At 76.4% G+C, this 12,805-nt stretch carries 7 protein-coding genes and 1 pseudogene; 5 read left to right on the top strand and 3 right to left on the bottom strand.

What is annotated here, in order from left to right; genetic code table 11:
- Positions 1–54 precede the first annotated feature (54 nt).
- Entirely contained in the window at positions 55–1,470 is a 1,416-nt protein-coding gene (locus QSK52_RS27310) for an MFS transporter (RefSeq protein ID WP_285738827.1), read from the bottom strand.
- 669 nt (positions 1,471–2,139) lie between these two features.
- Here QSK52_RS27310 and QSK52_RS27305 point away from each other — a divergent pair.
- From QSK52_RS27305 to QSK52_RS27295, 3 genes are all read left to right on the top strand, one after another.
- Positions 2,140–4,221 carry an asparagine synthase-related protein gene (locus QSK52_RS27305; protein WP_285738826.1) on the top strand — a complete coding sequence of 694 codons (2,082 nt, stop codon included), beginning with the start codon at positions 2,140–2,142 and terminating at the stop codon, positions 4,219–4,221.
- A 159-nt stretch (positions 4,222–4,380) separates the two neighbouring features.
- Positions 4,381–4,878 carry a universal stress protein gene (locus tag QSK52_RS27300; protein WP_285738825.1) on the top strand — a complete coding sequence of 166 codons (498 nt, stop codon included), beginning with the start codon at positions 4,381–4,383 and terminating at the stop codon, positions 4,876–4,878.
- A gap of 97 nt (positions 4,879–4,975) precedes the next feature.
- Complete coding sequence (locus QSK52_RS27295) at positions 4,976–5,671, top strand: DsbA family oxidoreductase (protein ID WP_285738824.1); 696 nt, start codon at positions 4,976–4,978, stop codon at positions 5,669–5,671.
- Positions 5,672–5,689: 18 nt separating this feature from the next.
- On the opposite strand, the gene QSK52_RS27290 is transcribed toward QSK52_RS27295, so the two are convergent.
- Together QSK52_RS27290 and QSK52_RS27285 are read right to left on the bottom strand one after the other, a co-directional pair.
- Positions 5,690–7,675, bottom strand: coding sequence for a sigma-70 family RNA polymerase sigma factor (locus QSK52_RS27290; RefSeq protein WP_285738823.1), 1,986 nt, complete (start codon positions 7,673–7,675; stop codon positions 5,690–5,692).
- Between the two features lie 353 nt (positions 7,676–8,028).
- Entirely contained in the window at positions 8,029–8,826 is a 798-nt protein-coding gene (locus QSK52_RS27285; protein WP_285738822.1) for a TetR/AcrR family transcriptional regulator, read from the bottom strand.
- Positions 8,827–9,611: 785 nt separating this feature from the next.
- On the opposite strand from QSK52_RS27285, the gene QSK52_RS27280 reads away from it, so the two are divergent.
- Positions 9,612–10,940, top strand: coding sequence for an NAD(P)/FAD-dependent oxidoreductase (locus QSK52_RS27280; protein ID WP_285738929.1), 1,329 nt, complete (start codon positions 9,612–9,614; stop codon positions 10,938–10,940).
- Between the two features lie 219 nt (positions 10,941–11,159).
- A pseudogene (locus QSK52_RS27275) lies at positions 11,160–12,404 on the top strand (PP2C family protein-serine/threonine phosphatase); the annotation flags it as partial.
- Positions 12,405–12,805: the final 401 nt, after the last annotated feature.

The raw sequence follows: 12,805 nt of genomic DNA, 5'->3' as shown, positions 1-12,805 counted from the left end.
GAGCGGCCGGGAAGGAGGGCGGCGGGAAGGGACGGCGGTCGGGAAGGAGGGCGTTCAGGAAGTGGCCAGGACCAGGCGGGCGCGTTCGGTCAGCTCCTTGACGCGCTGCTCGTTCTGGTAGGGCTCCAGGCGGCGCAGCAGTTCGACCACGTACTCGCGGCTGCGGTGCGAGGAGATCCGCCCGGCCACCTCGACGGCCCGTTCCCCGGCGGCGACCGCGGCGTCCAGGTCGCCCGCCTCGGCCTCGGCCATCGCGGAGACCACCAGCCGCAGGCCGTGCGAGCGGACGTAGCCCTCGGTGGGGCGGGCCAGCGCCTCGCGGGTGAACTGGCGGACCTTGGACGGGACGCCGAGGTCGCGGAAGCACTCGGCGGCGTCGGCGGCGAGGCGGTCGTAGGCGAAGAAGTCGATCCAGGTGGGGTCCTGGTCGCCGGGGCGGGCGCGGTCGAGCGCGGCCTCGGCGGCGGCCAGCGCGGTGCCGCAGGCGGCGGCGTTGCCGGCCTTGGCGTGGGCGCGGGCCTCGACCAGGTGGAAGAAGCTCATGGTGCGGGCGGTGGCCAGGCCCCGGTTGCGCTCCAGGGCGGCCTGGGCGAGGTCGACGGCCTCGTCGGGGAAGGAGCGGTAGGCGGCCTGCAGGCTCATCGAGGCGAGCACGTACCCGCCGAGCGGCACGTCACCGGCGGCGCGGGCCAGCCGCAGGGCCTGGATGTAGTAGCGCTGGGCGGCCTCGTGCTGGCCGGTGTCGAAGGCCATCCAGCCCGCCAGCCTGGTCAGTTCGGCGGTGGCGCCGAACAGCGCCCGGCCGACCGCGTCGCTGTACGAGGCGAGCAGCAGCGGGGCGGCCTCGACCCGCAGGCACTCCGGCACCATCGAGGAGCGCCAGTCGCCGCCGCCGTACTTGGAGTCCCAGCGGCGGGCCTCCTGGGCGGCCTCGCGCAGCTTCGCGGCGTCCGCGTGCCCCACCCGGTAGCCGGTCAGGTCGGGGACGGCCTCGCGGGCCACCGAGCCGTCCGCGGGCGTGATCAGCCAGCGCGAGACGGGGGTGGCGTACGCGGCGACCGAGAAGGTGCCCGCCAGGGTGTCGCTCCACCGGCCGCCGCCGGGGCCGCGCCGCAGGTCCAGGTCGACCCGCCACAGCTCGGTCGCGGAGCGGACCGCCTCCGGCACCTCGCGCGGGAACTCCAGGCCCAGTTCGGGCGTGGGGTGCGAGTCGGCGAGGCCGATCTCCTCCAGCGGGACGGGTCGGCCGAGCTTGTTGCCGAGCGCGGTGGCGATCAGGTGCGGCACCGGGCGCTGCGGGACCATCCCCTTGGTGACCCAGCGGGCCACCGAGGTCTTGTCGTAACGGAGGGTCAGGCCGCGTTGCGCGCCCAGGTCGTTGACCCGGCGGGCGAGCCCGGCGTTGCTGATCTGGGCGAGCGCGAGGAGGGCCCCGAGCCGGTCGTTCGGCCCTCGTGAGCTGACGGTCATGGTGGCGGTGGCACCCCCTGGCGACGTCGTGCGCGGATGGCGGCGAGTCGCGACGACCGCGGTACGCCACCGGACTGCTTGCACCTAGCGTAGTCGCCCGCGTTCCGAGGGTTAAGAGGCCGCATTCCGGTTGGCGGGAACGCGCCGCGTCCACGGCGGGCGCCCGGACGCCCGCCGGGTACCCCGGAGGCAGGTGCCGGACGCCCGTGCTCCGGTCCTGTGCCCGCGTGCGCCACCCGTGCTCCCTGGCAGCAGCGGCAGGTGGGCGATTCGCTGAAGCCTGTGGATCGGCCCGCCGTCGAGGACCCGGCGGGCCGGGGGAAACGCTGCCTCGATCCCCGCGGGCAGCTGCGCGTCCGGGAGGGCATGCGGATGCCCTCCCGGGCCGTGCGACGGCTTTCGGCCAACTCCGGTCGAACCGTGACGGTCGCGGCCGTCCCCCGCGCCGTCCTGCCCGGCCACCGGCCCCGCCCCGGACGGGAGTCCGGGACCCGCACGGTCCGGGCCCCGGAGGGGGAGGCCCGGCCCGTGCGTCCTCCCGTGCCCGGTGCCCGAAAGCCTGGCGCTCAACCGCCCCATCGGTGGCACGATGTCTCCTGACGGCGCGCCAACCCCGTACGCCCGCCCCGGGTTTCGCCGCGCGCCCGCAGCACCACAGGTGGAGGCGCGATGCGGTGGCTCACCGGCTGGAGCGGCCTGACCGCCGCCGACCCGACCCTCGCCGCGGTCCGCCCGATCGCCGGCACCCTGCTCTGGGGCGGTCCCAACCCGCTCTGGGCGGTCGGCGACTGGCGCCCCGACGAACTGCGCCTCGCCGTGCTCCGCCCCGGCGGCCCCGCCACCGTCCGCGGCGGCCTCGACCCGGGCGACCCCGCCGACGGCGCCGAGCACGACACCCCCGCCACCCTGCGCCTCGCCGTCGCGGGCCGCTGCGGCGCCACCGACCGCGAGCTCGCCGACGGCCTGGCCGCCGCCCGCGGCGGCGCGCTGCGCCACCTCACCCACTGGCCCGGCAGCTACACCGTCGTGCTGCGGGCCGGCACCCGCTCCACCGTGCTGCTCACCGACCTGTCCGGCGCCCAGCCGGTCTTCCACACCCCGTTCGCGGGCGGCACCGCCTACGCCACCGCCGCCCTCCCGCTCGCCGACCTGGTCGGCGCCCCCGTCGACGCCGCCCACCTGGCCGCCCGGCTCGCCACCCCCGAGACCCCCGAGACGCTCGGCGACCGCACCCCCTACCGGGGCGTGCGCCGCGTCCCGCCCGGCCACGCGCTCGGCATCCGCGGCGGACGGGCCGACCGCACCTCGTACCTGGACGACCCCGCCGAGGAGCGCGCCGAGGCCCCCGCCGTCCGCGAGCTCACCCGCGCCCTGCTGGAGGCCGTCCGCTGCCGGGTCCGCGCCACCGGCCCCGCCGACCGGCCCCGGCTCGGCGTCGACCTCTCCTACGGCACCGCGTCGGCCACCGTCGCCCTGCTCGCCGCCGCCGTCCCGCTGCCGTCCGGGCCCGGCGCCGACGCGGCCCCCGAACGGCCCGCCGCCCGCACCGGCGCGGTCAAGGGCTCCTGGGCCCGCCGCGCCGAACCGCCCGAACCCGAGACGCTGCCCGCCGTCACCCTCGGCGACGCCGAGGGGCTCGCCCTCGCCGTCCACGCCCCCCGGCTGCGCCACCTGGTCGTCCCGCCCGTCGCCCCGTACGCCGACCTCGCCGACCCCCTGGCCGGGCCGCTCACCGACGAACCCGGCCCCGCCCTGGTCGACGCCGCCCGGTACGCCGCCGCGCACCGGCTCGGCGGCGCCGACCACCTCACCGGCCACGGCGCCCGCCAGGTCCTGGACGGCCACCCCGCCCGGCTCGCCGACCTGGTCCGCTCCGGCCGCTCCCTCGACCTGCTCGCCCCGATCGCCGCCCTGGCCGGCGCCGACCGGGCCGCCGCGGGCGCCCTCACCGGCACCCTGCACACCCCCGTCACCGTCCTGCGCGCCGCCCGCCGCCTGGCCCGCACCCGCTACGCCGACGCCCTCGACGACCTGGCCCTGCAACTGACCCTCCGCCAGGAGCCCGTCCCGGGGCGGACGATGGGACGCGCCCTGGCCGCCGACCTGACCTGGCACCGCCCCGGCCCCGCCGCCCACCTGCTCGCCGACGAGCCGCTCGCCGCCCTCGCCCAGCACCTGCGCACCGCCGCCCGCGACAGCGCCCCCACCGAACCCCCCGGCGCCCGCCGCGCCCGCCTCGCCCTGCACCGGCACGCCGCCCACTACCGCACCCTGGTGCAGGCCACCGAACAGCACGGCCAACGCCTGCACGCCCCCTTCCTCGACAACCAGGTCGTCCGCGCCGCCCGCCTGCTCCCCGACGACCTGCGCCTGCAGCCCGGCGCCCGGCCCGCCCTGCTCGCCGCCGTCCTGGCCGGAGCCGGGCGCACCGACCTCCCCGCCGACTGGGGCCGCGCCCCCGGCCCCGACCCGCACGACCCCGCCCGCCGCGGACTGCGCGCCGCCGCCCCCGCCCTCGCCGACCTGCTCGACCGCCCGCTGCTCGGCGAAGCCGGACTGCTCGACACCCCCGCCGCCCGCAAGGCCCTCGCCGCCGCCACCGACCCCGCGCAGACCGCCCCGCCCGGCACCCTCGCCGCCCTCGCCGACCTGCTCGCCGTCGAACTCTGGCTCCGCCGCCTCGCCGCCCGCCGCCCCGGCTCCTCCTGGACCGGCCTGCCCGCGCCGCCCCGCACCGCGCTGGAGACCTGATCGGCCGGGCACGGCCGCCGCACCGCGCTGGAGACCCGACCCGCCCGGCACGGCCGCCGCACCGCCCCGGAAACCCGGCCGCCCCCGGGCGCGGCTGCCCCGCCGCCGGGCGCCCGCTGGGTAGCGTCGAGCACCCCGACCCCTCCCGGAGAGCGCGCCATGACCGCCACCCTCCCCGTCCACCACGAGCCGCCGCCGCCCGGCCCCGCGATCCTGGCGGGCTGCGACGGTTCCGACGCCGCGCTCTGGGCCCTCGACCGGGCCATGACCGAGGCCGAGGCGCACCGCCTCCCGCTGCACGTCCTCGCGGTGGTCAACCCCTCGCCGACCGGCTACCCGCCCGGCATGGCCGACCTCGTCCAGGAGAGCACCGAGCGGCTGACCGAGAGCATGTCCGACGGTCTGCGCCGGGCCGTCGCCACCGTCCAGTCGGCCCGCACCCGCCCGTACGCCGGGCCGCTCACCCTGCACGTCGTGCTCGGCAACGTCATCGACCTCCTGCTGCAGGCCTCCGACGGGCGCCACACCCTGGTCGTCGGCACCCGCGGCAACGGCGGCTTCGCCCGGCTGCTGCTCGGCTCGGTCAGCACCGCGGCCGTGCACCACGCGACCTGCCCGGTGCTGGTCGTCCCGGCGCCCCCGGCCGAGGAGGGCTGAGCGGGGCGACCGGAATGTCCGTGGATGGTTGAGCGTTCACCTTCCGTCGAACGGCCGTCCGGCCCTCCCCCCGACCCCGACAGGAGCCCGCCCCGCCATGAAGGTCGAAATCTACTCGGACATCGCCTGCCCCTGGTGCTACGTCGGCAAGCGGCGCTTCGAGCAGGCGCTCGGGCAGTTCGAGGGCAAGGACGGCGTCGAGGTGGTCTACCGCCCCTACCAGCTCGTCCCCGACGCCCCCGAGCAGGCTCGCCCGCACCGCGAGTGGCTCACCGAGCGCTACGGTCCGCAGGCCCTCGCCATGGACGCCCGGATCACCGAGGTCGGCAGGAGCATCGGCATCGACTACGACTTCGACGCCGCGGTCGAGGTCAACACCTTCCGCGCCCACCGCCTGCTCCACCTCGCCGAGACCGAGTACGGCGCCGCCGTGCAGGCCGCCCTCAAGGAGCGCCTGCTCAGGGCCCACTTCTCCGAGGGCGTCGACGTCGGCGACGTCGAGGCGCTCGCCGACCTCGCCGCCGAGACCGGCATCGACCGCGACCGCGCCGCCGCCTACCTGGCCGGGAACGAGGGCGAGGCCGAGACCCGCGCCGCCCTCGCCGAGGCCCGCGCCATCGGCGTCACCGCCGTCCCCACCTTCGTCTTCGAGGGCAAGTGGGCCGTCCAGGGCGGCCAGGAGGCCGAGACCTTCCTCCAGGTCCTCCGCCAGGTCGAGGCCGAGACCGCCCGGCAGGTCACCCCGATCGCCCCGCCCGCCGCCACCTGCGAGGACGGCACCTGCGCGATCTGAGGCCGGACTCCCGGCCGCTCAGCAGGTGAGCCGGGCCTGCGCCCAGTCCGCCAGGTCGACGACCGGGACGGAGCCGCGGACCGGGGTGACCACCAGGCGGATCGACGTCTGCCCGTCCAGCGGCACGTGGACGGCGACCGGGGGGTCGTCCGCCGACATCGCGGGGGAGCGCCACAGCACCCGGCCGTCGCTCCCCTGCACCGAGAACACCACCTCGCCGTACGTGACGCCGAAGTCGTCCAGTCCGGCGACGGCGTCGAACGAACGGCAGGGCCGGTTCAGGTCGACGGTCACCCGGGAGGGCACCCGGGCCGCCAGCACGTGCTGGTAGCGGGTGCCGTGCAGCCAGGCCGCGGGCCGTTGCAGGACCTGCCCGGCGCCGCGGATGCTCGGGCCGTCGGCCGCGCTCCGGTGGCCGCGGTCCAGCGGCACCTCGTCCAGCCAGAACTGGCGCGCCACCGGGGGCGTGGGCGAGGGCGTCGGGGACGGCGTCGGCGTCGGGGTCGGAGTGGGCGAGGGCGTCGGCGTCGGCACGGGCGGGGGCACCCGGCGCGGCGCGGGCGTCGGCGAGGGCTTGGGCGTCGGAGTGGGTGACGGAGACGGCGACGGTGTCGGCGTGGGCGTGGGCGTCGGGGTCGGGGTCGGGGAGGGCGACGGCGTCGGGGACGGGCTCGGTGGCGGCGTCTCCGGAGCGACGGTGACCGGCGGTGCGGCCACCTGCGCCGCGGGCTCCGGCGAGCCGGTGAGCGCGAACGCGGCGACGGCCGCCGCGACGACGGCGATCCCGGCCGCGATCCCGGCCTTGGCGGCGGTGCCGAGCCCCTCCCCGGCCGCGGCCGCCGCGCCGCCGCCGGAGGACCCGGCGCCCCCGGCCGCCCCCGCCGTCGCGGCCCCGGCCGCGCCCGCGCCCGCCGTCCCCCCGCCGACCACGGCCGCCCCGCCCGCCACCGCGCCGGTGACGGCGGCCCCGCCGACGGCCGCGGCCGCGACGGCGGACCAGCCGGTGCCGAGCCAGAGCAGTGCGCCGCCGGGCAGCACGGCGCGCAGGCCGTGGTTGATGTCGGCGAGCTCCAGGTACGCGGCGGTGCAGCGGGTGCAGTCCTGCACGTGCTTGCCGACCTCCGCGGAGGCGCGCTTGCGCAGCGAGCCGCGGGCGTACGCGCCGAGCCGGTTGGCGTACCCGGCGCAGCCGGACTCCTGGCTGCCCGACACGTGCGCCTGCAGGAACGCGGCGGCCAGCCGGTCGCGGGCCCGGTGGGCCTGGACGGCGGTGGCGTTGGCGGTCTTGCCCAGCATCACGGCGACGGTCTTGGGGGACTCCCGTTCGACCTCGGTGTGCCAGAGCACCACCCGGTCGTCCTCGGGCAGTTCGGCGTACGCGCGCATCACCATGCGCTGGTCGGCGAGGGCGAGCGCCCAGGCGTCGGCGCCGGGGTCGGCGAGGTCGAACTCGACGGTGGCCGCGGAGGCTTCGGCGAAGTCGGTGAAGTCGTCGACCAGTTGCTCGCGCCGGTCGGAGCGGGTCCAGGCGGCGGCCACGTTGCGCACCGCCGTCAGCAGGTAGGCGCGGACGGCGAACTCGGGCCCCTTGCCGGCCTTGAGCGCCTGCAGCGTCCGGGCGAACACCTCGCCCGCCAGGTCCTCCGCGGTGAAGCTGTCCCGGCAGCAGGTGCGGGCGTAGCGGCGGACGGAGTCCGCGTGGCGGCGGTAGATCTCCTCGTACGCGGCGTCGTCCCCGGCCCGGACGCGGGCGGTCAACTCGGCGTCGGAGGGCGGTCGTTCGCCGTCCACCGGGTCGGCGGGGGCGGGCACCACGGCGCGCACCGGGAACTCCTCGCCGATGAACGCCTCGGGGGCGACGCCGCCCTGCCCGGCGGCGGCCTGGCCGGGCACCCGGCCGCCCAGCGACTCCCGGGCCGGGCTGCCGCCCTGGTCCGGGACCTGGCCCGGCGTCTCCAGGCCGGAGCCGAACTCGCCCGCGTCGCCCTGCTCGTCGGGGTTCACCGGGTACCGCCCCGGCGCGCGGCGCACGGCAGGGCCCGCCCCCTGGAGTCGACGGCGGTCACGGTGCGCAACGGGACAATGGCTCCAACCACGGGCAAAGAATGGCATAGCGCAGCGACCACCGGTAGCCGGGTCGGCCCCGTCCCACTCCTCCGGGCCGCCGCTCGCGGATGTGTTCGGAACCCGGCGGCGCAGGCACCGCGCGTACCCGGAACGTTCCGTGCCGCTTCCGTCCCGCCCCGCGCGCCCGGTGGCTCCCCGTCACCCGAACGGCGCGCCACGACCGGCCCGCGGCCGACCCGGCGACGGCCGGCCCGTACGGTGTGCGTCAACTCCCGGCGCGGCGGCGCCGGTCAGGCCGCGCGCAGGCCCTGCAGCAGGATCTGCAGCAGTCGGTGGCCCGCCCCGCCCTCGGTCTCGCCCTCCCGGACCGGGACGGCCGCGGAGGCGTGCACCGGCACCGCGGCCGTCAGCACCAGCACCACGTCCGCCACCGTCACGCCGGGCCGCAGCTCCCCGGCCGCGCCCGCCCGGGCCACCAGCGCCGCCAGCAACTGCAGCAGCAGCCGCGGGTCGGCACTCTGCTCGCCCTCGTCCGCCGCCGCACCGCCGAACGCCCGCAGGTCGCCGCCGCGCTGCTCGGGGACCCGGCCGATCTCCTCCGCGTACCGGAACGCCTCCGGCGGCAGCAGCCGGCCCGCGCCCGAGGCCGCCGCCCGCTGCAGGAAGCCCGCCAGCGCGTCCCACGGGCCGGTCAGGCCGCCGTACAGCGACTCCCGGGCCTGCACGGTCAGCCAGGAGACCTCCTCGGCGGCGATCCGCTGGACCAGCACCTCCTTGCTGGGGAAGCGCCGGTACACGGTGCCCACGCCGACCCCGGCCCGCCGGGCGACCTCCTCCATCGGCGCCCCGTAGCCGAGTTCGCCGAACACCTCGCGGGCGGCCCGCAGCACGCTCTCCAGGTTCCGCCGGGCGTCCACCCGCAGCCGCGAGCCCGCACCCCGCCCCGGCCCGTCCGGTCGCTCGCCACCGCCCGGGTAGCCGTACCGCTCCCGCTCGTCGGGACCGCGCTGCTCCGGCACCACGTCCACCGCGGCCCGTCCGAACGCCGCGACCGGCACCCGCCCCGCCAACTGATCCTGCTCCGCCATGCCAAACCTCCCCCGAGGCACCCCGTCCCGGGCACCCGAACGGCTACTGCGCCCCCTGGTGTGCGCTGCCGACACCGGCCGTGGTCCGACGTCCGCGCACTACCTTCCCCGGTTGGCTCCCGTGCAGTCCGCGTCGACGCCACCAGGTCCAGGACGAAAGGACCGGCACCATCGGCGGTCCGAAGCACAATCCGACCATAGTTCAGGGAAGTTCGCCGCAGAAGTGGACCACTCGTGGCCCCGGACCGGTCCGATCCGGGCCCTACGTGCGGACAAATCCCCTCAGGCGCCACCCCCGGGCCCACGTGAGAGGAATCACAGCCCCGAGCATCCACCCCGGAACGCCGCCCTCCACCCCGACTCGCCGCCCTTTGCCGGACCTTGACGAAGCGTCAGATAGTTCGGAAGTCCCCGCTCCGGCGAAACGGCAACGGTCGGACGTACACCTTCCCGGCGCCACCGCCCCGCTCCGCCGTCGGCGTGACCCGCGCACTCGCACGACAGCCACACACATCACCGAGCCTCACGGGGGCGCGTCCGGGCGAATCGAACCGGTGGAGGGTGGGGGAGCGGCGGCCACGGCGACCGGTCTCCGCTCGGCGACCCGACCGCGGCGCAGAACCGGATCGACACCCCGATCGACCTTCTGATCGACGGGACGACCGGAGCGGATTCGGCCCGATCCGGCCCTGACTGTGGACAAGAGACCACCGGCGGGTGCGTCATAGGGGGAACGTGAAACGGGTCACAGCCCCAGGGCCGGCCGGAGGTGCCCCATTCGAGTCCTGATCATCGGCGGCGGCTGCGCCGGACTGAGCGCCGCGCTGCGCCTCCAACAGCTGCTGCGCGCCCAGTTGAAGGACCGGCGGGTCGAACTGACGATCGTCGAGCCGCAGCCCTACCTGACCTTCCAGCCGCTGCTGGCCGAGGTCGCGGCGGGCTCCATCGACCCGCGCCACGTGGTCGTCCCGCTGCGCACCGCGCTCCCCGACTGCCGGGTGCTCACCGCCCGCGTCACCAGGATCGACCACGCCACCCGCACCGCCTGGGTGGACGCCGCCCCGCGCGGCGAACTCCGGCTGCCCACCGAAGTCCCGTACGACGTCCTGGTGATGGCCCCCGGTTCGGTCTCCCGCACCGCCCCCGTCCCCGGCCTCGCCGAGCACGGGATGGGTTTCGCCACCGTCGGCGAGGCGGTCGCCCTGCGCAACCACGTGCTGGAGCAGCTCGACCTCGCCTCCTCCACCCGCGACCCCGAACTGCGGCACGCCGCCCTGACCTTCGTCTTCGTCGGCGGCGGCTACGCGGGCGTCGGCGCGCTCGCCGAGCTGGAGGACATGGCCCGCACCGCCACCAAGGGCTACCACAACCTCGACCCCGACGACCTGCGCTGGATCCTGGTCGAGGCCAAGGACCGCATCCTCGGCGAGGAGACCCCCGAACTCGCCGCCCACACCCTCGCCGAACTGCGCGAACGCAACATCGACGTCCGGCTCTCCACCACCCTCGAGTCCGCCGCCGACCAGCTGATGCTGCTCTCCGACGGCAGCCGCTTCGCCGCCCGCACCCTGGTCTGGACGGCCGGCATCCGCCCCGCCCCCGTCCTCTCCCTCACGGACCTCCCGCTCGACGGCGCCGGCCGGATCACCTGCCTGCCCACCCTGCGGATCGTCGCTCCCGACGGCACCCCGCTCCCCGACGCGTGGGCGGCCGGGGACTGCGCCGCCGTCCCCGACCACACCGGCGAACCCTGCGCCCCCAACGCCCAGCACGCCCTCGCCCAGGCCAGGCTGCTCGCCGAGAACCTGGCCGCCGACCTGGCCGGCCGACCGCTCACCTCCTACCGCCCCGAACACCCGGCCTGCTCCACCTCGCTCGGCCTGCACCGCGCCGTCGCCCACACCAGGCGCGGCACCCGCCTCACCGGCCGCCGCGCCTGGTGGCTGCACCGCGCCCGCCAACTGCGCCGCCTCCCCACCCGGGAGCGGCGGATCCGGGTGCTGACGGACTGGCTGTTCGGCGGCCTCTTCCCGCGCGAAATCGTTTCGCTGGGCACCATCGAGCACCCCCGGGCCGAATTCGAGTCCGGATTCACCCCCGGCCCCGGCAGCTGACCCCCCGCACTCCCGGCCCGGGAGCGCGCCCCCCGCGTACGCCTGCCGGAACGCGCCGTAGCGGGGTCTCGACTTCCGGAATCACACCGGAGCCTGACAGGATCAACCCGACGGAACCATTACGGCGAGTGCTGCATCACGCACAAAGTGTGATCGTCACACTGCAGCCCTTCACCCCTGCAGGCACCACCCCCATCAGTCCCGAGGAAGCGGCCGACGTTGAACCTCATGCGCTGGAGCGCCCGGCTCACCGGAGCCGCCTGGCGGGCCACCCCCGCCACCGCGGACGAACCCGTCACCGTCCCCGGTCCGCGCGACCCGGCCGTCACCGGCCCCGGCCCCGACCTCCGCGACCCCGAGCAGCTCTACGACCTCCGCGAGGTCCTCCGCCGCCTCCCCGCCCCCGTCGCCCTCACCCACGGCCCCCACCACCAACTCGGCTACGCCAACCAGGCCTACCGCGACCTGTTCGGTGCCCGCACCCCCGGTCGCCCCGTCGCCGAGTCCCTCCCCGAACTCGCCACCCTCGGCGTGCTCCCGCTGCTCGACCAGGTCCTGCGCAGCGGACGCCCGCGCAGCGTGAAGTCCCGCTGCATCCTCGGCCTCGGCGGCAACCGCTACTACAACATCGCCTGCGTCCCGCTCGGCCCCGACCAGAACGCCACCCCCGCCGGGGTCCTGGTCTTCGCCACCGAGGTCACCGACCAGGTCCAGTCCGCCGGACGCCTCCGCGAGGCCGAACGCCGCCAGCGCGAAGCCGCCGTCACCCTCCAGCACAGCCTCCTCCCGCAGAAACTCGAACAGCCCGCCGATCTCCACGTCGCCGCCACCTACCAGCCCGGCGGCGCCGACGCCGCGGTCGGCGGCGACTGGTACGACGTCATCGGCCTCGGCGGCGGACGCACCGCCCTCGTCATCGGCGACGTCATGGGCCGCGGCCTGCGCGCGGCCGCCGTCATGGGCCAGCTCCGCACCGCCGTCCGCGCCTACGCCCGCCTCGACCTCCCCCCGCACGAGGTGATGACCCTCCTCGACGGCCTCGCCATGGAGATCGACGCCAACCAGATCGCCACCTGCACCTACGCGGTCTGGGACCCGAGCACCACCACCCTCGTCTACGCCTCCGCCGGCCACCTCCCCCTCCTCCTCCGCGGCCCCGACGGCACCGTCCTCCACGGCGAGGAACAGAACGGCCCACCCCTCGGCACCGGCGGCGCGGGCCACCTCTCCCACACCCTCCGCCTCCTCCCCGGCACCACCGGCGTCCTCTACACCGACGGCCTGGTCGAACGCCGCGACCAGGACATCGACCAGGGCATCGACCAACTCGCCGGCACCCTCCGCGGCCCCGTCGGCACCCCCGACACCGTCTGCGCCCGCCTCCTACGCGCCCTCGGCGTCACCGCGGAGCACGACGACGACGTCGCGGTGCTGGTCTTCCAGGTGCCACTTGATCCCGAGCCCGCGGGTGTGTAAAGTTCTTCGAGTTGCCTGACAGGGAGCACCGGACACGCATCTGTGTGGACGGTCCCGGGGCGGCCAATCCCCTGGAAAACCAGCTAGCTGATCCGTGACGGGTCGCGTCCTTTTCGCGTCCCCGTTCGTATTTCGCCGTGCGCTTTTCCGGAGATTGCGGCCGATTCGCTTTCCGGAGCGGGGATCGGCTAGAGTTTGAAACGTCGGACGGGCCGTCAGGGCGCGGAAGACGAAAGCGAGTCGGGAAAGAGCACGAGCTCGGATCTGATAAGCTGGGAACACGGAAGAACGAAGCGCCCGGAGATGCGGTCGGAAGGCCGGTCGAAGGAAGCGTCCGTTCCTTGAGAACTCAACAGCGTGCCAAAAGTCAACGCCAGATATGTTGACAT

Origin of the sequence: Kitasatospora phosalacinea (assembly GCF_030268885.1) — a bacterium.
In the GTDB taxonomy this organism is placed as follows: Bacteria; Actinomycetota; Actinomycetes; order Streptomycetales; family Streptomycetaceae; genus Kitasatospora; species Kitasatospora phosalacinea_C.
Note: the sequence above shows the minus strand (reverse complement) of the source record. Positions and strands in the feature narration are given on the sequence as shown.